22 protein-coding genes are annotated in these 23797 nt (G+C 58.6%); 17 read left to right on the top strand and 5 right to left on the bottom strand.

Annotated features, from left to right (window positions below; all coding sequences use genetic code 11):
* Positions 1-39: 39 nt before the first annotated feature.
* From GCN78_RS21240 to GCN78_RS21210, 7 genes are all read left to right on the top strand, one after another.
* Entirely contained in the window at positions 40-2943 is a 2904-nt protein-coding gene (locus GCN78_RS21240; RefSeq protein ID WP_152253471.1) for a T6SS effector BTH_I2691 family protein, read from the top strand.
* A 17-nt stretch (positions 2944-2960) separates the two neighbouring features.
* A complete protein-coding gene (locus tag GCN78_RS21235; RefSeq protein WP_152253470.1) occupies positions 2961-3752 on the top strand; it encodes a hypothetical protein in 792 nt (263 codons plus the stop codon).
* Between the two features lie 113 nt (positions 3753-3865).
* A complete protein-coding gene (locus GCN78_RS21230) occupies positions 3866-4561 on the top strand; it encodes a putative type VI secretion system effector (RefSeq protein ID WP_152253469.1) in 696 nt (231 codons plus the stop codon).
* Between the two features lie 14 nt (positions 4562-4575).
* Positions 4576-5358, top strand: coding sequence for a hypothetical protein (locus tag GCN78_RS21225; RefSeq protein WP_152253468.1), 783 nt, complete (start codon positions 4576-4578; stop codon positions 5356-5358).
* A 153-nt stretch (positions 5359-5511) separates the two neighbouring features.
* A complete protein-coding gene (locus GCN78_RS21220) occupies positions 5512-6306 on the top strand; it encodes a hypothetical protein (RefSeq protein ID WP_152253467.1) in 795 nt (264 codons plus the stop codon).
* Between the two features lie 114 nt (positions 6307-6420).
* Positions 6421-7116, top strand: coding sequence for a putative type VI secretion system effector (locus GCN78_RS21215; protein ID WP_152253466.1), 696 nt, complete (start codon positions 6421-6423; stop codon positions 7114-7116).
* Positions 7117-7130: 14 nt separating this feature from the next.
* The gene (locus tag GCN78_RS21210) at positions 7131-7445 is read left to right on the top strand and encodes a hypothetical protein (RefSeq protein ID WP_152253465.1); all 315 of its coding nucleotides are present in this window, start codon (positions 7131-7133) and stop codon (positions 7443-7445) included.
* 206 nt (positions 7446-7651) lie between these two features.
* Here GCN78_RS21210 and GCN78_RS21205 read toward each other — a convergent pair whose 3' ends face one another.
* Positions 7652-8350 (bottom strand): phosphoribosyltransferase, encoded by a 699-nt coding sequence (locus GCN78_RS21205; RefSeq protein ID WP_152253464.1) that lies wholly within the window; start codon positions 8348-8350, stop codon positions 7652-7654.
* 24 nt (positions 8351-8374) lie between these two features.
* Positions 8375-9214: a universal stress protein gene (locus tag GCN78_RS21200; RefSeq protein ID WP_152253463.1), complete on the bottom strand. Its 840-nt coding sequence runs from the start codon at positions 9212-9214 to the stop codon at positions 8375-8377.
* 236 nt (positions 9215-9450) lie between these two features.
* Here GCN78_RS21200 and GCN78_RS21195 point away from each other — a divergent pair, with 236 nt between their 5' ends.
* The 5 genes from GCN78_RS21195 to GCN78_RS21175 all read left to right on the top strand — a co-directional run bounded on the left by GCN78_RS21195 (position 9451) and on the right by GCN78_RS21175 (position 17778).
* Entirely contained in the window at positions 9451-10734 is a 1284-nt protein-coding gene (locus tag GCN78_RS21195; protein ID WP_152253462.1) for an efflux RND transporter periplasmic adaptor subunit, read from the top strand.
* Between the two features lies 1 nt (position 10735).
* Positions 10736-12826 (top strand): ABC transporter permease, encoded by a 2091-nt coding sequence (locus GCN78_RS21190; RefSeq protein ID WP_152253461.1) that lies wholly within the window; start codon positions 10736-10738, stop codon positions 12824-12826.
* A gap of 28 nt (positions 12827-12854) precedes the next feature.
* Positions 12855-14276: an efflux transporter outer membrane subunit gene (locus tag GCN78_RS21185; protein ID WP_193316816.1), complete on the top strand. Its 1422-nt coding sequence runs from the start codon at positions 12855-12857 to the stop codon at positions 14274-14276.
* A gap of 61 nt (positions 14277-14337) precedes the next feature.
* The gene (gene mgtA, locus GCN78_RS21180) at positions 14338-16953 is read left to right on the top strand and encodes a magnesium-translocating P-type ATPase (protein WP_226939762.1); all 2616 of its coding nucleotides are present in this window, start codon (positions 14338-14340) and stop codon (positions 16951-16953) included.
* Positions 16954-17118: 165 nt separating this feature from the next.
* Positions 17119-17778 carry a BON domain-containing protein gene (locus tag GCN78_RS21175; RefSeq protein ID WP_152253458.1) on the top strand — a complete coding sequence of 220 codons (660 nt, stop codon included), beginning with the start codon at positions 17119-17121 and terminating at the stop codon, positions 17776-17778.
* A gap of 288 nt (positions 17779-18066) precedes the next feature.
* Here GCN78_RS21175 and GCN78_RS21170 read toward each other — a convergent pair whose 3' ends face one another.
* Positions 18067-18585 (bottom strand): flavodoxin family protein, encoded by a 519-nt coding sequence (locus GCN78_RS21170; RefSeq protein WP_152253457.1) that lies wholly within the window; start codon positions 18583-18585, stop codon positions 18067-18069.
* Between the two features lie 62 nt (positions 18586-18647).
* On the bottom strand, positions 18648-19322 hold the full coding sequence (locus GCN78_RS21165; RefSeq protein ID WP_152253456.1) for a nitroreductase family protein: 675 nt from the start codon (positions 19320-19322) through the stop codon (positions 18648-18650).
* A 341-nt stretch (positions 19323-19663) separates the two neighbouring features.
* Between GCN78_RS21165 and GCN78_RS21160 the strand changes: the two genes are divergently transcribed.
* From GCN78_RS21160 to GCN78_RS21150, 3 genes are all read left to right on the top strand, one after another.
* Positions 19664-20389, top strand: coding sequence for a lipid-binding SYLF domain-containing protein (locus GCN78_RS21160; RefSeq protein ID WP_193316815.1), 726 nt, complete (start codon positions 19664-19666; stop codon positions 20387-20389).
* 156 nt (positions 20390-20545) lie between these two features.
* Entirely contained in the window at positions 20546-20983 is a 438-nt protein-coding gene (locus GCN78_RS21155) for a universal stress protein (RefSeq protein WP_152253454.1), read from the top strand.
* Positions 20984-21187: 204 nt separating this feature from the next.
* The gene (locus GCN78_RS21150) at positions 21188-21892 is read left to right on the top strand and encodes a hypothetical protein (RefSeq protein ID WP_152253453.1); all 705 of its coding nucleotides are present in this window, start codon (positions 21188-21190) and stop codon (positions 21890-21892) included.
* Positions 21893-22042: 150 nt separating this feature from the next.
* On the opposite strand, the gene GCN78_RS21145 is transcribed toward GCN78_RS21150, so the two are convergent.
* Positions 22043-22510 (bottom strand): pyridoxamine 5'-phosphate oxidase family protein, encoded by a 468-nt coding sequence (locus GCN78_RS21145; RefSeq protein ID WP_152253452.1) that lies wholly within the window; start codon positions 22508-22510, stop codon positions 22043-22045.
* 339 nt (positions 22511-22849) lie between these two features.
* Here GCN78_RS21145 and GCN78_RS21140 point away from each other — a divergent pair, with 339 nt between their 5' ends.
* Positions 22850-23296, top strand: coding sequence for an Hsp20/alpha crystallin family protein (locus GCN78_RS21140; protein WP_152253451.1), 447 nt, complete (start codon positions 22850-22852; stop codon positions 23294-23296).
* A gap of 70 nt (positions 23297-23366) precedes the next feature.
* Positions 23367-23792, top strand: a complete 426-nt coding sequence (locus GCN78_RS21135) for an Hsp20/alpha crystallin family protein (protein WP_193316814.1) — start codon at positions 23367-23369, stop codon at positions 23790-23792.
* Positions 23793-23797 lie beyond the last annotated feature (5 nt).

Below are 23797 nucleotides of genomic sequence, written 5' to 3'. Positions count from 1 at the left end.
GCAGGATGACCGCGTGCCGCCCACTTCACAGGAAGAGCGATGAAAGATTGTAAATTTTGCGATAAAAGCGGCTTGTTCATTTTGCCTTTGCGTTATGCGGCGGTAGTGGGCGAAGGCGGGTCCAGTCATGTGCCAGCCATGCCCGGCAAGCTTGGCGACAAGGTCAGGCACATCAAGCTGGAGAACGCCAGTTATGCGCCGCGCCTGTTGCGCTCCGGTTTCTTGTACGTGCTGATCAAGCGATCTGGACTGCTGTATTGGGAAGGTTATTTTGCCGACGACGACGGCTTCCTGTCGAAATTTCCCGTCGATACGCCGCCATCGGCGGCCGTGAATTTTTCTTGCGACCGCAGCACCTGCGGCATCAACGCCAGCATGATCGCGATCGACAAGATCGAGTTTGTCGAAAAAATATATCTGTTGTTCACGCCCACCGCCATGACGACAGATCGGCTGGACGCATATGCGGCGAATGCCGAGGCCAGCGTTAAAAAAGGACAAATGCAGGTTTTCCTGCCCAAGGAGTGGGCGGCAGGCAGTACCGAGCAGCCGCACAGCTTGAAGCCTGAAGAGCTTGGCAAATATGTCCCCGAGGCCGTGCTCGCCAGGCAGTATCAGAATGCCGGCAAGAGCCCCTTGGGAAACATTCTCATGCAGCAGCTCTATATGGCAAGTTGCGATGCCTATGAAGGCATCGCAAATCCTCCACTGGCAACGCCGGGCGGGCGGATCGGCAAGCTGGAAGAGAACATGATGGCGACCAGGGCGGCGGCGTTTGTTCTGTTTGACCCGATCGGCATCACGCAGGAATTGAACGATTTCCGAAATGCCGCCCTACAACCGCTTGAAAATTTTCTCGATAGTGAGGACAAGGAAAAAGTCAGTAATCGGCGGAAGATGGGCGTCATGGTCGGCATTGATGATATCAAAGACTGTGTCGTCAAATATGGAGTGGAAGTCAGAAAGAAAAATCTCGATGACCTGGACACGAGGGCGCTTCCGGATATTAATAAAAATAATGCCGAAATGCTCAGAAAATTAAATCGTGTAAAAGAAGCTGAAATAATCGAGGAGAGAATAAGAAAAACATCTGATGCGAGGGAAAAAAGGCGCGAGCAGATACTTGCGACCAGTGAGCAGGATGCGCGCGAAAAATTTGAGAAGAAATATGAATCGCTCATCTCTGTCTCGGAAATTGATTTGCTCCGGAAAACACTGGATAAACTGTCGAAAGAAGCTGAGGCAAGATCGAGAAAGCGAACTGCAGATCATGTCAAGTGGGTGACATCCACAGAACTGGTTGACGCATTTGACAGCTATGACGAGGAAAACATCAGTAGCGGATTTTGCTTCAATTTTGAATATTCCAGGTGCGTATTTGGCATGTTTTCAGGTCAGGAAAATGAACCTGTTCTTAAAAATTGGATGAATGTTGGTTCAATTGAAAGAAAAAATTTGTACATGCGGTCGAATTTTTACAACCATAGATCTTTGTATGATCTTGCGGAAAAGGCTTTTAAAGAAGCAAAAGAACAAGTCGACGCTGCTGGGGATATTTCAAAAGTACAGGCAGCACCGTGGTTAAAGGCATGCAAAGGCCTGATTGATTCTTTTAAAAAGATTGATTCCGCATGGGATGAATGGTTGCGTGATGACGGCGTCCTTAAAATCCATAAAAATGATCCAGATGCCAGCAAGGACAAGCCGATCCGTAACCTGTCGAAATATCACCGTACGATAGAAGGAATGGCATTTGCAAAGATATCGGAGTGGACCCAGGCATTGTCGACCAAAAGCGGGAAGATGGACAAGGCAATTTCCAGTATCGTCGGTGTGTTGCTGTATTCCAAACTGGCTGATCTTGCTGAAAAAATAACTTTCGAGGAGTTGATGATTCCTCTGAAGAAAAAAAGCATTGATGAATTAAGAGAAAAAACGAAGAAATATGCTGAAACGCTAAAAACGGAAACTGAAAAAAATAAATTAGAGCAGGGGATTGAAAAGAAAGCTGAGCGCATGGCGCGAAAAGAAGCCACCAGAATTGCCCAGGCAGATGCGGCAAAAGTGGAAGGAAGCATAGAAAAGCTGCTGGAAGATGAGCAGGCAAAGGTAAAAAACAAGGTAAAGATTGCACTGGACGAACTAGATGTGGGGAAGAGGCCGGAGACTAATAATTTCCGCCATGCCCGCATAGGTGTTCTTTTGATGTCAATTGAAAGCCTTTCTCTGGCAACCAAATTGCCACATTTCAACGACTCTCCCCGGCTGAAGACTGAAGTGGCAGCCTCAATATTGTCATTGAGTAGTATTTCTTTTGATCTGGTGTATGCCGTGACGAAATCTATAAGGGAAATCTCTCCTTATAGTAAGATTTCAGGAATAAAGAAAGGTGCTGATATTATTCGTGGTGGCTTTAAAATGGCAGCGGGCTTTCTTGGGGCTCTTTCTGGTTCATTAATAGTTTGGTTAGATATTCTTTCGGCTTATGATGAGATTAAGAAAGAAAGAACCAATAGGATTCTTGTGGGGATCTATGCAGGCCGGGCAGGATTAGGTGCTTATAATGCGATTGCGGGTTTGGTTGCCGCATTTTCCTATTCTGCTCCTTTGATGTTGCGATTGGCGGGCTCGCTATTTGCGAGAAATTCAAGTTTTTCATTAAGTATGGCCAAATTCTTTTTGGGGGCGGCCGCGCTTGCAAAAAATATTGGAGACGGAAGAACTCTTTTATTAGTAAGGCTGGCTCGATTCAACCTTATTGGTGTAGGGGTCACTGTTATCGAAGTGGGATATCGAGTATGGATCATGGATGATGAATTGGAGAACTGGTTTCAAGCATGTACTTTTAGGAAAAACAGAGGATTTCTTAGTGAAAAGCCATTTGACTCTGTTGAGAGAGAATTAATGGAATTGCAGAAGGCATTAAAAACTATCCAATCATAATTCTTGGGAAGAGCACGATGGAAAAAGAGAATGTTGAAAATACTTCTTCCGAAGAGGTTTTTTTTATTGTGGAAGGAAAGCTTACAGAGTTCCATATGGCGGCCACAAATGTAAACTTGCTCGGTAAAATTGAAAGCAGCCTTGCGGAAAAAAATCTGGCCGGTGGTGTCTCCGCCATCATCAATGGCATGCCTGGTGCATTGGCGACTGCAGCAATGCTGAGTTTTTACGATGGTGAAGATATGTACAATTTTGCCGGAATAGTCGACGGGAAAGTGGTATGTGGTGTTTTTAGAGACGCGGACAAGATCAAGGATGGCGATGTCGTCAAATTGGTGGTGACACAGAGAAAAGATGTGCTGTACGTGCACAGTTTGCTCCGCATTGACGATAGTTTTTTTATGATGCCACTGAATGCTTTTTGCGGAGAACGTGCTTTTTTTTGGAGTTGCATGAAATTTGCAAGGAACATGACATTCGGCGTTTGGGTAATTCTTTCTCTGATGTTTTTTCTATCTGTCGATGTGTCGCTGGAGAAAAATGAAAATTTAATTACGATGTTCGGAATAATATTCCTGGTGCCGCTGGTTTTTTGTTTTCCTTTTGAATATTGGAGTTTCAGAACCATGCGTGATTATTCGATATATGCGACGAAAATTTTCGTTGCCCTTGGTTTCCCAAGGCCAAAAGACTTTGATGTGCGCAAGGGTGCCACTTTATTCAAGGATCACAGCTATGGTTTTATTGGATATAGCTGTGAATTGGCCTTAAAAAAACACAGGTCAAAATACAAGATTCGATCTTCCTGATTATTGAAATGATACACGTCTCGTAAATTTTGGCTTTATCTGAGCCGCTTCCTATGCGAAATTGATGAGATCGCTGGCGAGATATTGCCAGTTCAGCGATCGTGAAAATATATATGCGTGAATTATCTTATACGTTGCTCAGCGGCATTGTTGGGAATTTAAGAACTTCCGACATGCATGTGAATTATTTGAGGAGCGCTGAATCATTCAGGAAAATGTCCGGTTTGACCTCGATCGTGCAGGCTGCGGCGGGCGAACCAACTGCCGCCCACAGCGCGCAGGCCGCCGTCAGTGAAGGCGATCCTGTCACCAGCTTCACCATGAATGTCCGCGGAACGCTGGTTGCAGGGAGCTTCTGGGAGGTTGATTTCAGGGATGGGGACGAGGTACAGGTTGTTGGATATGAACAAGGCCACATATTTGTCGCTATCGCAGTCGTTGATGCAAAGCAAGAAAAAATATGGATGCAGCCACATTGTGAACGTGGAACTCTCGCAAAAAAATATCATCTTTTAAAATGTTGTGGCTATGCTTTTATTGGATTATATGTTTTTGAAATTTTATTGGGATTTTTTACGGGTTTTCCGATGTGGTTTGTTTTGGTCTGCTCTACTTTTATGAATCCAATTATTTTGTTTGTGACTGTTGGCTTGAGTTGGAAGGATTTTATGGTTTTTTCAAAAGAAATGAATAGGGTAGGCAAGGCACTAGGGATCGCTGAGCCGGAAAAAATTGATCTTTTCAAAAATACTAGAAATTTGAGAACATCGGGAAAGCCGAATTTGCCGATGGGAGTGTATTATCTTTGAATCGGATAAATAAAATGGAAGATACTCCAGATTTTCCTGACGAACCCTTTTTCACGCTGGAAGGAAAACTGACGCATTTTCATTTATCTGGAACATCGGTAGATCTGCTGAATGACATTGAAAGGAATCTTGCGGAACAAACGCTAGCGGGTGGCGTAGTATCCACCTTCAATGGCATGCCTGGAGCGCTCGCAAATTCGGCCATGATGAGTTTGTATGACGGCGAAGATATGTACAATTTTGCCGGAATGGTGAACGGGAAAGTAGTGTGTGGTGTTTTTAGAAACGCGGACAAGATCAAGGATGGTGATATCGTAAAATTGGTGGTGACACAGAGAAAGGATGTGCTGTACGTACACAGTTTGCTGCGTATTGATGATAGCTTGTTGCTGATGCCATTGAATATCTATTGCGGAGAGCGTGCTTTTTTCTGGAGTTGCATGAAATTTGCGCGGAATATGATATTGTTTATGTGGGTGATGGCTTATGCTGCAATTTTTTCATATGTCGATATATCCGTGGAGAAAAGAGAAGATCTAATTGCGGCATGTGGCATAATATTCTTGATGCCGTTAATTTTTTGGTTTCCTTTCGAGTATTGGAGTTTTAGAACCATGCGTGATTATGCTATATGTGCAACAAGAATTTTCGCTGCACATGGTTTTCCTAGGCCAAATGATTTTGACATTCGAAACGGTGCAGCTTTATTCAAGGACCACAGCTATGGTTTTATTGGATACAGTTCTGAGTTGGCCTTGAAAAAACACAGATCGAAATACAAGATTCAGTCCGCCTGATATTTTACTCATGCACGTCTCGTTAATTTTTAGGTCGATGTGAGTCGCTTCCTGCACAACATTGATTACATTTCTGAAGAGGTATAGCTAGTTGAGCGATAGAGAAAAACATATGCATGAATTATGTTATGCGTTACTCAGCGGTATACATGTATGATCGCCAACGAAAATAATGAAAATACATCTTCCGACGAGAATTTTTTCGCAGTGGAAGGGAAGCTCACAGAATTTCATGTGGCGGCAACAAACGTAAACTTACTCAGTGCAATCGAAAGCAGCCTTGCGGAAAAAAATTCGGCCGGTGGTGTCTCCGCCGTCCTCAATGGCATGCCAGGTGCATTGGCGAATGCAGCAATGCTGAGTTTTTACGATGGTGAAGATATGTACAATTTTGCCGGAATAGTGAACGGCAAAGTGGTATGTGGTGTTTTTAGAGACGCGGACAAGATCAAGGATGGTGATATCGTCAAATTGGTGGTGACACAGATAAAGGATGTGCTGTACGTACACAGTTTGCTCCGTATTGACGATAGTTTTTTTATGATGCCAATGAATGCTTATTGCGGAGAACGGGCTTTTTTTTGGAGTTGCATGAAATTTGCAAGGAACATGACATTATTTTTCTGGATCGTGGCATATGCCGGATTTTTCTTGTCTATAGACGTGTCCTTGGAAAAGAACGAGCACATAATTGCCGCATGTGGTGCCATATTTTTTTTGCCGCTGATTTTTTGTTTTCCTTTTGAATGTTGGAGTTTCAGAACCATGCGTGACTATTCGATATATGCGACGAAAATTTTCGTTGCCCTTGGTTTTCCAAGGCCCGAAGACTTTGATATGCGGGAGGGTGCTACACTATTCAAAGATCATAGCTATGGTTTTATTGGATACAGTTGTGAATTGGCCTTGAAAAAACACCGGTCAAAATACAAAATTCAATCCTCCTGATTATTGTAATGATACACGTCTCGTGAATTTTCGGCTCGATCTGAGCCGATCTCAACGCGAAATTGATGAGATCGCTGGCAAGATATTACCAGTTCAGTGATCGAGAAAAAATATATGCATGAATTATCCTATACGTTGCTCAACGGTATTGTTGAGGATTTGAGAGCTTCCAATACACATGTGAATTATTTTAAGAATATTGAACAATTCAAAAAAGTATCTGGTTTGGCGGCGATAGTCCAAGCTGCCGCGGGCGAGCCTGGCGCCATTCACAGCGAGCAGGCTGCCACAAGTGACGGAGATCCTGTTACTGGCTTTGCCATGAATGTGGGCGGTAAGCTGGTGACCGGGAGTTTTTGGAAGGTTGGTTTTAAGGATGGGGATGTGGTTCAAGTGGTTGGGTATCAAAAAATCAATGAATTTATTGCTGTCGCAGTCGTTGATGTAAAGGAAAAAAAGATATGGATGCAACCGCATTCTGAGCGTGGAACAATTGCAAAAAAATATCACCTTTTAAAATGTTGTGGCTATGCTTTTATTGCATTGTATATGCTAGCCATTTTGGCAGCACTTTTTGGTGGCATCCCGGTCTGGTTTATGTTGATTTGCGCTACTTTTAGCACTCCAATTATTCTATTTCTAACTGTTGGTTTGAGTTGGAAGGATTTTATGTGGTTCTCAAAGGAGATGAATAGACTGGGGGCAGCACTAGCGATCGCTGAACCGGAAAAAATTGATCTTTTTAAAAGCACAAAAAAGGTAAGGAAATCAGGCAAGCCCGCTTTGCCGATGGGCGTGTATTATCTTTGAATTGGATATATAGAATGCAAGATGCCGCTGGTTTTCCTGATGAGCAGCTTTTCAGGCTGAAGGGAGTTGCTGCCAAAACCCTTGAAACCGGCGTGGCCGCGACCGTCAACGGCATGGATGGCGCATTGGCCAATGTCGGGCTAGTTAAGGGCAAAGCGGTGTGTGGCCTTTTTGATGATGCCAACAAGCTCAAAAATGATGACCTCGTCAAGCTGGGGATATCTGAACGAGGGAAAGTGCTGCGTGGACATAGCCTGCTGCACCTCGAGGATAGTCTGCCTTCCAAGATCGGACGATTTGGAGATGTGCGACGGCATTACTCTGCATAAAGACTGCAGCGATGGTTGTGGGGGCGTGAATTGTGAATTGGCTTTGAAAAAAGAAGACAAGCGAAACGCTAGCCGCTTCCATGGTGTTTTTTGGATGAATCTGAATAATATGGGCGGTCAATCCAAGCGACAGCCTGTGCCAGGCTTTGTTGCGCAAGCTCCGGTTCTCTCGCATCGACGACGACGCTGGCTTGACCACGGCGAGCTCACCTACTTCCGTGTACCGCCACCCTCCCATGCTCTGCTCTTGCGCGATTGACCTGCTTCCAGCGCTTCTCAAGCAAGGTCATTACTATATCGTCGCTGACTTGCCGAAAGTCGGCATACCACTCGCCTACTGAAGTGAACGGGAACGGCGAGTGCAGGCATACCACTTCGTCGGCGATGCGTATCAGTGTTTTACGGCCTGTGCGGGGAGCGACGGGGACGGCGACGATGATTTTTGCCGGCTTCATGCGTCGGGCGGCCCGAATCGCCATGCACATGCTCGAGCCGGTCGCAATGCCATCATCGACCAGGATGACTATCTTGTCGTGAAGCGGCAGCGCGGGTTTGCCGGCGCGATATAGAAGCTCGCGCCTTGACAGCTCCGCTCTTTCCCGGTCGATCAGGGCGCGCACCGTTGCCATCTCCGTCCCGGATGACTTGATCTTGTCCAGGCGGAGCAGGCACATCCCTTCTCCCGAAACGGCGCCCAAGGCATATTCAGGCTGACTTGGCAGCCCGAGTTTGCGCACCATCAGAATGTCGAGGGGGGCGGCCAGCGCGCGCGCCACCCTATAGGCGACAGGCACGCCGCCACGCGGCAATGCCAGCACCAGCACATCCTGACGGGCGGCGTACGCCAGCAGCCGCCGAGCGAGTAAATGGCCTGCATGAAAACGATTTTTAAACAGGGGATGCATGCATCGTCTCGCTTTGCCACCTCCTTAGTGTGACAGCAGCACGGGGAGCTTCGCTTGACTGAGTAAATGGCGCGTCGTGCCGCCCAGTATCCACTCCTGGAAGCGGCTGTGTCCGTATGCCCCTGCGACGATCAGGTCGGCGCCGCTGTCCCGGGCATGCCGGCATAGGGCCATACCGTATTCCTCGGCGGTGACGCTGCTGTGCACTTCCACCCGCACGCCATGGCGCGCCAGATAGGTGGCCAGATCGGCCCCAGGTTCATCGCCGTGCTGCCCGAATCGCTGGCGTGGATTGAATACGGCGATGTGTACGCGTTGTGCTCGCAGCAACAGGGGCATGGCGCCCGCCACGGCGCGACTGGCTGCCGCGCTCGCGTTCCAGCCGATGACGATGTTGCGGCCGGGCGACGTCGCGGTAGCGCCGTCGTCGGGAATGACCAGCAGGGGGCGCGGGCAGTGCAGCGCCAGATAGCCGGGCAGGCGTGTCGACCAGACGAGGCCAGGATCGCTCAGATCGCTCTGGCCGGCAATGAGCAGGTCGCAATACAGGGACTGCAGTATCAATGCGTCGGCGGCGCTGCTGTCCTGAAAACGGGTTTCATAGGAGAGCACGCCAAGGCGGCTGCAACTGCTGTCGAAGCGGAGCAGCTGCTCCCTGGCCGCCTCGCGCAGCGGTTCATAGTCGAGCGGCGGCGGCGGTGCCAATGTTGCCGCGCCAAAGACAATGTAGTCGAGTTGGGCGCCCCCGCTGGCCGTCGTGCCGATCAGGTGGGCGTCGTAGTCTCGCGCAAGCGCTGCCGCCACTTCCAGACGCCGTTCGAAACCGGAAAACTGGTCCGCATACATGAGAATGGTCTTGTACATGCTTTGCTCCGCAGTGGCAGGCAAGGGGATTTGAGGCCGATTCGCCGTTTCATGGATGGCAGGCTAATCCTGTACGCCTAGGGAAATTTTCATTATGGCCGGCTTGCCGATATTGGGGGATGATCTGGATCATTTGTGGTACGGGTGCGGCTTGATCTGCGTCATGCGGCATGGCGATGCCCCGATATAGGATGACAGGGCGCTGCTTCATTCATCCGTAGGAGGCCTTCTGGCTTATGCATGCCATCCCGACAGGCACGATCGGCAGCCCGTCTGAAGCGGGGCCGGGCAGTGCTATCCATGGCAGGCGGCACCGTGCATGGCTGCTGGCCGCCATCGGCGTGCTGGCCCTGCTGCTGGTCGTCGGGGGCTATGCCTGGCGCCATGCCACAGGACCGCTGCCGCACTATGCGACCGTCGTGGCCGGGCGCGGCAGCGTCGCGCCGGCGGTCGTGTCCAGCGGCGCCGTCAATCCCGTCACCACGATACAGGTCGGCACCTATGTGTCGGGCGTCATCCAAGCCGTCCTGTGCGATTTCAATACCCGGGTGAGGGCAGGTCAGCTGTGTGCCCGGATCGATCCGCGCCCTTACCAGACCATCGTGGAGCAGGAATCGGCGTCGCTCGGCATGGCACGCGCACAGTTGGCCAAGGACCGTGCCAGTCTCGACTATGCGCAGCGCATCGATGCGCGCAACGCGGATCTGCTACAGCGCGGTATTGTCTCGCAGGAAACGGCCGATACCTCGCACAGCGCCTGGCTGCAGGCCAGGGCGCAGGTAGCCCTCGACGCGGCGGCAGTGGCACAGCATGAAGCCCAGCTGAAAGCGGCGCGCATCAATCTCGGCTATACCGACATCGTCTCGCCCGTCGACGGCACGGTCGTGTCGCGCAATGTCACGCAGGGGCAGACCGTGGCGGCAAGCTTCCAGACGCCGACCCTGTTCCTGATCGCCACCGACCTGACGCAGATGCAGGTCGACACGAATGTCAGCGAATCCGATATCGGCCGCATCGCCGTGGGCAATGCCGTGACCTTCAACGTCGCCGCGTACTCGGAGCGGCAGTTTTCCGGGCAGGTGCGGCAGGTGCGCCAGGCGCCGCAAACGGTGCAGAACGTCGTGACCTACGACGTGGTCGTCGACGTGCAGAATGCCGACCTGGCGCTCAAGCCCGGCATGACGGCGGCGATACGTATCGTCACCAGCCGCGCGGACCATGTGCTGCGCGTGCCTGGCCAGGCGCTGCGCTATCGTCCGACGACGCCAGCCGCGCAGCCGGATGGCGCGGTCGCGCCGCAACGGACCGGCGGCGCTGGCGCCCGCGCGGGGCAGGTCTGGATACTGGCCAATGGCAAGCCGCATCGCTTGCCCGTCGTCATCGGCCTGGAGGATGACGCGTATGCGCAAATCATCGGCGGCCCCTTGCGCGAAGGCGACGCGGTGATCGTCTCGGAACGCGGCGCGGCCGCCAGCCGCGCTCCGGTCGCGCCCTTCGGCCTGCCGGGGCCGGGACGCTAGCATGGGCGACGCCTGCATCGAACTGCGCAACGTCACGCGCACCTATCGCGTCGGCGAAGTCGATGTGCACGCCTTGCGCAGCGTCAACCTGACTATCGGGCACGGTGAATTTGTCGCCGTCATGGGTTCCTCCGGCTCGGGCAAGTCGACCTTGATGGCGATCCTCGGTTGCCTGGACCAGCCCAGCAGCGGTGAGTATTTCTTTGAAGGCAGGAACATCGCGCAACTGAGCGAACCGGAACTGGCGCACATTCGCAGCACCAGCCTGGGCTTTGTGTTCCAGAGCTTCAACCTGCTGCCGCGCACGAGCGCACTGGAGAATGTCGCCTTGCCCCTGTTTTATGCCGGGCCGCTGGCCGCGCAAGGCAGCCGGCGCGTGGAGCGGGCGCGCGCCGCACTGGCGTTGCTGGGGCTGGGCGAGCGCGAGCGGAATACGCCGGCGCAATTGTCCGGTGGGCAACAGCAGCGCGTGGCCATCGCGCGCGCCCTGATCAATACGCCGCGCGTGTTGCTGGCCGATGAGCCGACCGGCAATCTCGATACGCGCACCTCGCACGAGATCATGCGAACGCTGGTGGCGCTGAACCGCGAGCAGGGCGTCACCGTCGTGCTCGTCACCCACGAAACCGACATCGCCGCCTACGCGCAGCGCGTCGTGACCATGCGCGACGGCGCGGTGCTGTCCGACGTGCGCAGCGCGGGCGGCGCCGTGCCAGCGCCCCCGGCCGTAGCCACCCCGGCCGCGCCGCCACCGGCGCCGCCCAGCGCGGCGCACATTGCGGCGTCCTGGTCATTTCTCTCGATGATACTGACGGCGGCGGCCCAGGCGCTGCTGCGCAACAAGACGCGCTCGGCGCTCACCATGCTCGGCGTCTTCATCGGCGTGGCCGCCTTGATCGCGATGATCGCTGTGGGGCAGGGTGCGAATGACGCCGTGCGCAGGCAGATCGAGAGCCTGGGCACCAACCTGTTCGTCGTCGTGCCCGGCGCGACCACCAGCGGCGGGGTGCGGGCCGGTTTCGGCAGCGCGTCGACGCTGACGGTGGCCGACGCCGACGCCATCGGCCGCGACAGCACGCTGGTCGGCGCCGTCAGCTACCTGATCCGGCAGGGCGGCCAGGTGCAGTATGGCGACCACAACTGGACTACCGCCATCCAGGGCGTGACGGCCAGCTATCCGGCGGTCACCAACTGGCATCTGGCGGAAGGGCGGGGGCTGAGCGCCGACGATGACCACGGCGCCGCCCTGGTCGCCGTCATCGGCGCGACCGTGCATCGCCAGCTGTTCGGCGCCGATGAAAGCCCTGTGGGCGCGACCATCCTCGTGCGCGGCGTCCCGTTGCGTGTGGTCGGGCTGTATGCGCCGAAAGGCCAGACGGCGTACGGCCAGGACCAGGATGACCTGGTGATGATCCCGTTCGGCACGGCCGAGCGCAAGATACTCGGCGTGGCGGCGCCCAGCCAGCCGGCGAACGCCGCGTCGCCGTATCCGCCCCCGCCCAATCCCTTCGGCCTGCAAGCCAGACTGACCGGCTATGTGAATCAGATTTACGTGCAGGCCGCCAGCACGGCGCAAGTACCTGCGGCGATCGACGAGGTGCACGCCATCCTGCTGCGCCGGCACCGTATCCGGCCCGGCGATACGCCGGATTTCAATGTGCGTAACCTGAGCCAGATCGCTGATGCGGCCGAAGGCAGCAGCCGGGTCATGGCCGCGCTGCTGGCCGTCGTCGCCTCGATCTCGCTGCTGGTGGGCGGCATCGGCATCATGAATATCCTGCTCGTCTCGGTGACGGAGCGCACGCGCGAAGTGGGCTTGCGCATGGCCGTCGGTGCCCATCGCAGCCACGTGCTGCTGCAATTCCTGGCCGAGGCGGTATTCATGAGCGTTATCGGCGGCATGGCCGGCATCGCGGCGGGAACCATCGCCACCGTGATCATCTCGGCGCTCGCTAAATGGCCGACCGTCATCTCGCTGGCGGCCGTGGCGGGCGGATTCCTGTTCTCGGTCGCCGTCGGCATCTTTTTCGGCTACTACCCGGCCCGCAAGGCGGCGCGGCTCAATCCGATCGAGGCCTTGCGCTATGAATGAGTACGCTTCCCCTCCGCTGACGCCACCCATGCGCCGGCCTTGGGGCGTGGCGGCTGCATTGCTGCTGGCGTCCGGCTTGCAGGGCTGCACCGTCGGCCCCGAATTCGTGCGCCCGGCAGCGCCATCTTTCGAACATTACACGCGACAAGATCCGGCCGCCCTGACGGATGGGGATGGCGGCGTCACCCAAGCGCTGCGCAGGGGGCAGGGGGTGCCCGTGCGCTGGTGGCAGGCATACGGCTCGCCTGCGCTGGACGCGCTGGTCGCGATGGCCCTGGACGGCAGCGCGACCCTGGAAAGCGCGCGCGCGACCGTGGCGCAAGCGCGGCATGTGCTTGACGCGGCGCGCGGCGCGCGCTATCCGCGCATCGACTTGACGGCCTCGGCCGCCCGCACGCATGGCGCGCGCGACGGTGTGCAGGGCGGCGCCGAGAATGTCCTGTCCTTCGGGCCGGCATTGAGCGCTGACACCGACGCATTCGGCGCAAACCGGCGGCGCGTCGAACAGGCGCAGGCATTGGCGGACTATCAATTGGCGCAATGGCAGGCGGCACAGCTGAGCCTGAGCGGCAATACCGTGCTGCAGGCGATCGCCCTGGCGGCGGCACGCGAGCAGATCGCCGCCGTGGGCGACATCATCGCCGTCGACCGGCGCAACCTGGAACTGGTGCGCCTGGCGAGCGAGGCCGGCAAATCGGCGCGGCTCGACGTGCTGACGGCGGAAAGCCAGCTCGACAGCGACCGCGCGCTGTTGCCGCCGCTGCAGCAGCAAGCCAGCGTAGCCGCGCATGCGCTGGCCGTGCTGGCCGGCAAGACGGCGCCGTGGGAACCGTCCCCCTTCGCTCTGCGGGACTTCAGCTTGCCGGCAGAGTTGCCGCTGGTGCTGCCGTCGCGGCTGGTGCAACGCCGGCCCGACATCCTCGCGGCGCGGGCGCAGCTGCACGCGGCCAGCGCGGCGATCGGTATTGCCAGTGCTCAACTTTATCCCGATATCACCTTGAGCGCGCAGTGGACGGCGACGGGAGCGAGCGTGGGCGGCCTGTTTGGCGGCGCCAGCCTGTGGAACCTCGCCGCCAATCTCGTCGCGCCCGTCTTCGACGCGGGCACCCTGGCGGCCCAGCGCGCCGCCGCCACCGATGCCTATGCGGCGCAGCTGGGCGCCTACCGGCAAGCCCTGCTGCAAGCGTTTGGCCAGGTTGCCGATACGCTCGATTCCTTGCGCCACGATGCCGCCTTGCTGGAGGCGCAGCGCAAGGCGCTCGGGACGGCGCTGGCCGTGCTGGACCTGACGCGGCAAAGCTACCAGGCGGGCCAGGCCAGCCTGCTGCAATTGCTCGAGTCGCAACGCCAATATCAGCAAGCACGTCTCGGCGTAGCGCGCGCTCAGGAGCAGCGCTACACCGACACGGCGCAGTGGTTCATCGCCATGGGCGGGGCGCCTTCCCCTTGAGCGGCGCGTTGGTCGCGCGGCGCGCCGGCACGGGTGCGTCGGCGGAACGATGGAGAGGGCCATGTCGACACGCAGGTGGCAGGCGAAACGGCAGCGCGGGCAGGCGGAAACGGCGCAGTTGCTCGCCTTGAGCAAGCTTGATGCCGAGGCATGCTGCGCGGCGCTCGGTTCCACGCCGGCGGGGCTGGACTGGGATGGCGCGCAGGCGCTGCTGCGGCGCTACGGCCCGAATGTCGTCAGCCGGGAAGAGCCGCCCGGCATGGCACGCCAATTGTGGCAGCGTGCGCGCCACCCCCTGAATGCCTTGCTGCTGGGCCTTGCGGCTGCGGCCTACGTGCTGGGCGATGGCCGGGCGGCGCTGCTGATTGTCCTGATGACCTTGCTGGCGATCGGCATGTCTTTCCTGCAGGAACATCGATCGAGCGCCGCCGCCGCGCGCCTGCGCTCGATGGTTACGAACAGCGCCAGCGTGCGCCGCCGTGGCCCGGCCGGTGAAAGTGCCTGCACGGACGTGCCCATGGCAACCCTGGTTCCCGGCGATATCGTCGCCCTGGCGGCGGGTGACATGGTTCCCGGCGACCTGCGCCTGCTGGAAGCGAAGGATCTGTTCATCAACCAGGCGGCGCTGACGGGGGAAGCCATGCCCGCCGAGAAGTTTGCCGGCCCCAGCGCCCTGGCCGTCGATTCGCCGTTCGAGCTGCCGAATATGTGCTTCATGGGCGAGAACGTACTGAGCGGCTATGCCACCGGCCTCATCGTTCGCACGGGCGGCATGACTTTTTTTGGCGAACTGGCCGACCAGGCGGCCGGCAGCCGGCCCGCCACGGCCTTTGATGTGGGCGTGCGGCAATTCACCTGGCTGATGATACGTTGCATCGCCGTCATGGTGCCCCTGGTCTTGCTGATCAACGGCTTGAGCAAGCATGACTGGCTGGAGGCGCTGATGTTCGCGCTGGCCGTCGGCGTCGGGCTGACGCCGGAAATGCTGCCGATGATCGTCACCGTCAACCTGGCCAAGGGGGCGCTGGCGATGTCGCGCACGCAGGTCATCGTCAAGCGCCTCGATGCGATTCAGAATTTGGGCGCGATGGATATCTTGTGTACAGACAAGACGGGCACCTTGACGCAGGACCGCATCCTGCTCAAGCGCCACCTGGATTTGCGCGGCAAGGAATCCGAGCGCGTACTGCGTTATGCGTGGATGAACAGCCATTTTCAATCGGGCTTGAAGAATCTGCTCGATGTGGCCGTGTTAAAACATGTCGAACTACATGGTTTGCTGGGCGTCGATGCGGGCTATGCCAAGGTCGATGAAATCCCCTTCGATTTTTCCCGGCGGCGCCTGTCCGTGGTGGTGGCCACGCCGGAAGGGCGCCACCTGATGATCTGCAAGGGCGCGGTCGAAGAAATCATGGCCGTCTGCAGCGGCTACGAGGCGGACGGCGAGCGCGGCGTGCTCGATGCCACGCATATTGCCGCCGCCAAAGAGCAGACACGGGCATTGAATGACGATGGCTTTCGCGTCGTCGCCATCGCCTACAAGGACGTTGCCGAGAATAAAGATGCCTACCGCGTCGCCGACGAGGCGGGCCTGACCCTGGCAGGCTATATCGCCTTCCTCGATCCGCCCAAGGAGAGTGCCGCCGCCGCGCTCAAGGCACTGGCGGACAGTGGCGTGGCCGTGAAAATCCTCACCGGCGATAACGACGTCATCACCCGCAAGGTGTGCCGCGAGGTCGGCCTGGACGCGGGCGAGGTGGTGCTGGGCAGCCGCATCGACAGCCTGGACGACGTGGCGCTGGCCGATCTGGCGCAGCGCACGCGCGTCTTTGCCAAGCTGGCGCCGGCGCAGAAGGCGCGCGTGGTGCGTTTGCTGCGCAGCAAGGGGCACGTGGTCGGCTTTCTCGGCGACGGCATCAATGACAGTCCGGCGCTGCAAGCGGCCGACGTGGGCCTGTCGGTGGACAGCGCCGTCGATATCGCCAAGGAGGCAGCCGATATCATTCTGCTGGAAAAGAACCTGCTGGTCCTGCGCAGCGGCGTACTGGAGGGGCGCAGGGTATTTGTCAATATCACCAAATACATCCGCATGGGCGCCAGCTCGAATGTCGGCAACATGCTCAGCGTGTTGGGGGCGAGCCTGTTCCTGCCGTTTTTGCCGCTGGCGCCGATCCAGGTGCTGACGAATAACCTGCTGTATGATTTCTCGCAAACGGCGATCCCGACGGACAACGTGGACGCGGCCGACATCGCGCTGCCACGGCAATGGGACATCCAGGGCATCTTCCGCTTCATGATGTTGCTGGGGCCGGTCAGTTCGCTGTTCGATTACGTCACTTTTGCCATGATGCTGTGGCTATTCGATGCCTGGCAGGACGCGGCACTCTTCCAGACGGGCTGGTTTGTCGAGTCGCTGCTGAGCCAAACCCTGATCATCCATATCATCCGTACGGCCGGACCGCCCTTCGTGCGCAGCCGGGCCAGCGCAGCCTTGTCGGCCACTGGCGCCATCGTTTGCCTGGCCGGCATCTGGCTGCCGTACTCTCCCCTGGGGCCGGTTCTTGGCTTTCGGCCCTTGCCAGCTGCGTACTGGCTCCTGCTGCCGCTGTTGCTGTGCGCCTACGGCGCGCTGGCGTATGCGGCGAAATGCTATTTCGAGCGGCGCTGGGGCCGGTGAGGCGGCAGGTTCCCGTTGTACTGCTTGGAGCGAGGCGGTAGTGAAGCCTTCATGCACGATTGATGCGGATCAAGGGTGGCCATTGACCGGCTCCTATGCTGGTGGAAGCGTCACGCGGCCTGGCCAGACGGCGAGGCCTCCATCCACTGGCTAACGGAGGTGCATATGCTGAGCGATAGTGAAGTCAGAAAGAATGTCGAACACGAACTGGACTGGGCGGCTGATGTGACCGCCAGCGATATCGCCGTGGCGGTCAAGGATGGCGTGGTCACGCTGTCGGGATTCGCGCACAGCTTCGGCGACAAGATGCGGGCAGAACGCTGCGTCAAGGGCGTGGCCGGGGTGGCCGGCGTGGCCAACGATATCGAGGTCAGGCTGGCCGGCCAGGCCCGGCCCGATCCTGAAATCGCGCGCGATGCCGTGGCGGCCCTCAAGGCGCAGCTGCCCAGTTCGTCCGAGGCGATCAAGGTGGTGGTGCAGGATGGCGTGCTGCGGCTGGAGGGACCGGTGGCGTGGAATTATCAGCGTCAGCGGGCCGAGGAAGCGGTGCATAACGTGCGCGGCGTGCGCAGCGTCGTCAACCAGATCAGTTTGCGGCCAAGTGCCTCGGCCGGTGAAGTGCGGCAAAAGATCATTTCGGCCTTCCAGCGCAGCGCCACCGTCGACGCGGCCCGCCTCACCGTCGAGGCGCGTGGTCCGCGCGTGGTGCTGAGCGGCACGGTGCGCTCGTGGACGGAGCGCGAAGATGCCGAAAAAGCGGCCTGGAATGCGCCTGGCGTGACGGAAGTGGAGAACCACGTCAAAATCAATCCGACGCTGACATAGCCATGGCCGTCGGCGTAGTGACGTTCGCCTGATGCAGCAGGGCGCAAGCGAAGGGGCGTGTCCGCCTGCCCCTGGCTCTTTCTTGCGTCGTTCCCTGCGAGCGTTGCAGCACGGCGTGATGAATGGGCGCTCTCGGTGGGCGCGCTTGGGATTGGGCCTGCCCGCTGCAATCTCGCGCTGGCCTGCTTCCTTTGGCGGCTATCGATCTCTACTATCCATTTCTACCGGGGGGAGGTCGCCTGGATCGCGGCTGCCTGCAAGGAATGGCTGCCTTCAGAGCGGTACCTTCTAGACGGGCGATAGCCGGGTGGCGAATTCGGGCGTGGCTTGTCCCAGGCGACCCAGTTCCGCGGCCAGTGCCGTCAATTGTTCGATATGGTGGCCAGATCGCACTGCGTGTTCGCGCAAGCACAGCCTGGCAATCGGTTCCCGGTGGCACAGCGCGGCCATTTCGTCGAGCGCATCTTCGCCGCCCCGCGCGCCCATGGTGCAAAACAGGCCAACCCGGTCGAAGTGCTGGCGCTGCTGTTCAATATAGTTGCGCATGGGGGCGCTCATATGGCCCGCCCAGACTGGCGTGCCGAGCACGATGAACGGGTAGTCGGATGGATGCCGTTGCGTGGCGGCGATGGGAGCGGGAATGCGACGCACGGCATCCCAGACGGCGCGCAGGAAGCCGGCGGCGTTGCGGTAGGAGCGCAGCGGCTGCAGCGCTTCGATATCCGCACCGCATGCCGCGGCCAGCGCATGGGCGGCCTGGTCGGTCACGCCGGTGCGCGAATAGTAGACGATCAGACAGCTTTTCATGGTGTCCTCCTTTATGGACAGAGGGTGGCGAGGTGGCGGGAGGTCTGGGTGGCGGGGCCGCGTCAGCTGGCGCTACCGTTCGCGTGCCCGTCGGTCATGGGGACCGCAGACGTCGCGCGGCCGGGAAAACCCACCGTCTGCGCCAGTATGATGCGCTGGGTCTCCCGCAGCCCCAGGACGTGCGCCAGCACCGGGCGGTCCACCCAGGCGCGGGCCACGGTCGCGAGGCCCTGCGCGGCGCAGAACAGGTAGACATTCTGGCTGATGAAGCCGGTGTCGAGCGCGGCATAGAATTTTTGCTCCCAGCGTGGGGCGTGATCCATCTTGGCCAGATCGGCGACATACACCAGGTTGACGGGCGCGCCGGCGACGAAGTCCTGCCAGCCGGTGGCGGCGCGCACATCGCGCCGCCCCAGTTGGCGCAGTGCACCGGCGGCGGGTTCGAACAGGAACAGCCCGTCTTCCTGGGCCACGTAGATATCGATCTCCTGCCAGTTCTTCGCCGATGGCGCGGTGCGCTGTCCCGTCTCCAGGCGGTTCACGCCGCAGGCGGCCCACAGCAGCTGCGCCAGTACCGGCGCCGGTACCGGGCGCGACGAGAAAAGACGCTCGCTGCGCCGTTGCTCCAGCACCTGGCGCAGCGACTGGCTCAGCGGTGTCAGTGCGGTTTGTCCACTCTCGAGTGGCAGGTTGTGCAGCAGCGGATCGCTGGTCAGCAGGCTCGTTTCCGGACTCATGGCATGCTCCTTCCGATAGGGATGGCAGGTTCAGGGTTCTGACAGCTACCAGGAGGCGGCTGCCTCCGGATGTGGGTTCGACCTGCGGACCGGCGAAAGAGTTCGCGCTGTTTCGCCATGGCGCGGCGCCTGCTGGCCCGTGGCACGGCGGCGCCGAATAGCGCTTGCCCAAACACTTGGCAGACTGAGCATTTACCGTCTTGTTTCGCGTCAACTCTCGTTCATGCTTTTTCCGCGCCTTTGTCGCACATCAAAGTGCCCAGCGCGCGCCGTCCTAGTATGGGGCTTCCGCGCCGGTCATGTACGGCGCATCACGACAGGCTGCAAGCACAGGAGGACATATGCATATCCAGCACCATATCAAGGCATGGCTTTTTGCCGGATTCATCGGCGCACTCGCCGGTGGCGCCACGGCGCAGTCCGGCGATGGTGCGGCTGCCAGGAATGAGGCGGGCGCCGAGACGGCGCAGACGGCGGCGCAGCGGGTGACGGAAGCGCTGGCGGTAGTGCGCCAGCTCGACGCGGAACCGCGCATGAAGCAACTGCTGCAGCAGGCAAAAGGCGTGCTGATCGTTCCTTCCTACGGGCGGGCCGCATTGGGTGTCGGCGCGCATGGCGGCGCGGGACTCTTGCTGTTGAAGCGCGCCGATGGCGGCTGGAGCGGCCCCGCCTTCTACAATCTGGGCGGCCTGACGGTCGGCCTGCAGGCCGGTATCGAAGGGGGGCCGATGGCGCTGGTGCTCAATAACGACAAGGCGGTACAGGAATTCATGAAGAAGAATAACTTCTCGCTGAGCGCCGATGCGGGCCTGACGGTGGTCAACTGGAGCAAGCTGGCCCAGGGCACGGCGGGCAACGGCGACGTGGTGGCCTGGAGCGCCTCCAAGGGCTTGTTTGGCGACGTGCTGACGGTGGGTGTGAATGATATCCGTTTCAATCAGCGCATGACCAACGCCTATTATGGCCGTGCGCTGTGGCCGCAGGATATCGCCGCCGGCACCGTGAGCAATCCGCAGGCCCAGCCGTTGCAGCAAGCCTTGGGCAGCGCATCCACCGTTGCCAGATAGGGCCAGCCTCGTTGCCGGCGCCATGCCAGTCATCTGTGGCGCCAGTAGCCATGCTTGCTGCCTGTTCCCGCTGTGCCAGATTGGCAGGTGGCCGGGCAGCAAGGCATCGCCACGCGCTCGGTGATGTTACCGCTAGTATCCTGCAGGGAGTACGTCATGTTTCAACACATCTTGTTTCCCACGGATGGGGAAGCCCCGTCCCGCACGGCGCTGGCGCAGTGCGTGGCGTTTGCGAAGGACTGCGGTGCACGGCTGACGGCCGTGCATGTCGTGGCGCCGTTCCACGTGCTCAGCACCAGCGCGGAAATGCTGCGCGATACGCCTGAAACCTATGCGGCGCATAGCCAGGCGCGTGCCAGGGTTTGCCTGGAACAAGTGGCCGAGGCCGCTCGTGCGCAAGGCGTCGTGTATGAAACGCTGGTCATGGAGCACGACGATCCCCATGAGGCCATTATCGAGGCTGCGCACAGCCGCCACTGCGACCTGATCGCCATGGCATCGCATGGACGGCGTGGAATGCGGGGCATGTTGATGGGCAGCGAGACACAGAAAGTGCTGACACACAGTAAGTTGCCAGTACTTGTATATCGCTGACAGGTAGCCCGCGGCGTGTGCCATCGCAGCGATTGCGTATGTGGAGAGGCGCAGGCGGCCTGGGTCGCAGCCATGGGGAAGCAAGCGATGCCGTGCTGCGTCAAGACACCGCTTTCTCATGCTTTACCTGGCAGTGGCCGTAGCCGGTTTGCTGGTGCGGCCTCGCTTCCGTGGGGCGCGCATGGAACATGGGTAGATTTTTGCATGGCAGGCTCCATTGAGGCTCCATTGAATTTCTCGCTCGATGTACGGCAAGGTCCTGTGTCGCCAGGCATGCAGGACCGCGCGGCCATGCAACAGGCCCGCCTCTTGCACCTTCTTACGCGTCGCCTGGGGAACGATGGTGCGCGTGCGCAACTGATCGAGACCGATATCTCCTGGATACGGCTGACGGCTGATCTGGCCTACAAGTTCAAGAAGGCCATACGGCGCGATGTGCTTGATTATGGCAGCCTGGCGGCACGGCGCGTGGCCTGCGAGGAAGAGTTGCGCCTGAATCGGCGCTTTGCGCCGGAACTGTATCTGGGCCTGGCGAGCGTCAGCGGCAGTTGCTCGCGTCCCGTCATCGACGGGACGGGAACGGTGCTGGAGGTGGCGGTGCGCATGCGCCGCTTCGCGCAGTGCGCATTGTGGCAGGCGCGTCTGGCCGCGCGGGCACGGGCTGGCGGCGACCCTTCCGATGCGGACCAGGCCGTGCTGGCCTATCAGATGACGCATGCTGGCGCGCAAGGTTTGTCGGCGGACGAACTGGACGAGGCCGTGGCTGTCACCAACGACGCGCGATGTGATGGCGAGGCGTTGGCAGCGCTGGCGTCGCGCTGGCGCGAACGCCTGCAGCGCCAGGCAAGGGCCTCGCCAGGCGATCAGGGCACGCTACTCCTATCGGACAGGCAAGCGCCCGTTCAGTGAGCAATGCCGCCACCGGCCCGTGATGGTGGCCAGTACAGGCCACTTTTTGCCGGGATCGGGCTTGTGGCCCAGGCGCTCATGAGCGCCGCGCCGCGCGCTTTTGGTGCCGCTCATGCGCACAGGGGGGGCTTGCCCGTCAGCTCACTTCCCTCACACGACTTCATACAGGGTGGTATGGCCGAAGCCTTGCTCATAGTCGAGCACGGAGATCACGCTGGGCGTGATGCGCAGGAAGACGGCGCCGGCCCATGGCAGGGCGTTTGTTCCCTGCATCATGTCCTTAATGTGCGGGAAACGCCGCAACATGCATTCGGACGCATGCTGCGTTTCTTCCAGGTCATCGACGATGCGCGCCGTGGCCGCCATGGACAGGCCCTGGATATGCTGCCAGTCCGCATACGGCTTGGTGATGGCCAGCGAGACCTTATTGTTGCCCTGGATGTTGCAGGCTTTCTGGCTGCCCAGGCCGACGCCGACATACAGCGTCAGCCCATCGTGGGCATAGCTGACCGTGGTCGCCTGCGGATAACCGTCCGGGCGTATGGTGGCCAGGGTCAGGTCGGGCACCTCGTCGAGCAGATGCAGCACGAACTGTCGGGTGTGGTGGTCCAGCAGCATGATGGCGCTCCTAGATAGGTGAGTGGGACGAACAGGGGACGAGCCGTGCGTTCCAGCTTACCTTGGTTGTGGCGGCACCGCCTGAGCACACCTTGATCGATGTCATGCCAGGCGCAGTTAATACCCGAGGGTGTGTAATCGAGCACAACAGTAAGGTGATTTTTTCAACTGCCTGTTTGAGCAATGGCAAGACGGCTTGTTTGACGCATGTCAGAGTGAGACAGTCAGGGCGTTATAAGCTGGAAGGGTCGTCTGTCGGTGCACCTTCAGGTGCATATGTGTGATCGCGTAACACGCGCAGCCCACCTTGCAGGCACTTCACATTCAAGGAGATTTTCCATGGCCAACACTTTAATGCCCTTTAATCCATTGCGTGACATCGCCCGTTTCGATCCGTTTCGTGAGATCGACGATTTTTTCCAGGACTATGCGGCGTTCCCCAGGCTGCGCATGGCCGATGCCGCCCCACGCATCCGGGTAGATATGTCGGAGACCGAGCAGGCGTATGTGCTCAAGGCCGAAGTGCCCGGTGTCCAGAAGGAAGACATCAAGGTGGCCATCGATGGCAACCAGGTGTCCATTACCGCCGAGGTGAAGAAGGAAGAGCGCCAGGAAAACGGCAATATGGTGCGCAGCGAACGGTATTACGGCCAGCAGTATCGCAGCTTCAGCCTGCCGCAGGAGGTCGATGAGAGCAAGGCCGAGGCCAAATGTCACGATGGCATTCTGGAGCTGACCTTGCCGAAAAAACCGGGCGGCGGTGGCAGGACGCTGCAAATTCAATAGTTCCCGTATGCTGGCGCCGGTGAATGCTGGCGCCGCTCGCCACTGTGGTGGCTTTTTACAGGAGAGCAACATGGCTGCGATTTTGCAACGGAGTACTCCTTTGGCCGGGCGTTTTCCCTCCGTGGCGCGCCTGGAAGAGCGTTTCCGGCTATGGCGTTTGCGACATGCTCTGCACGCCCTGCGTGGGCGGCGGCGTTTCCGGCTGGACGTCACGGAAAATGACGACGCTTACCTGGTACAGGCGGAACTGCCCGGTTGTGACAAGGATGCCTTGCGGGTGGAAGTCGATGGCAATGCCGTGCTGATCTTTGCCGAGACTCCGCGCCAGGAGCAGGGGGGGAAGGATGGACGGCAATCGGAGGCGCAATACCGCTACTTCACGCTGGAGCACGCCCTCGATGACAGCGCGGCGGCGGCCCGGTATCACCACGGCGTCCTGGAACTGCGCTTGCCGAAAAAGAAATCCGGCCGGGGCCGGTATGTGCCGGTAAGTTGACCGTG

It is taken from the genome of Janthinobacterium rivuli, assembly GCF_009208735.1.
Taxonomy (GTDB): Bacteria; Pseudomonadota; Gammaproteobacteria; order Burkholderiales; family Burkholderiaceae_D; genus Janthinobacterium.
The sequence above is the reverse complement of the archived record's forward strand: the minus strand, read 5'-3'. Positions and strand labels throughout refer to the sequence as shown.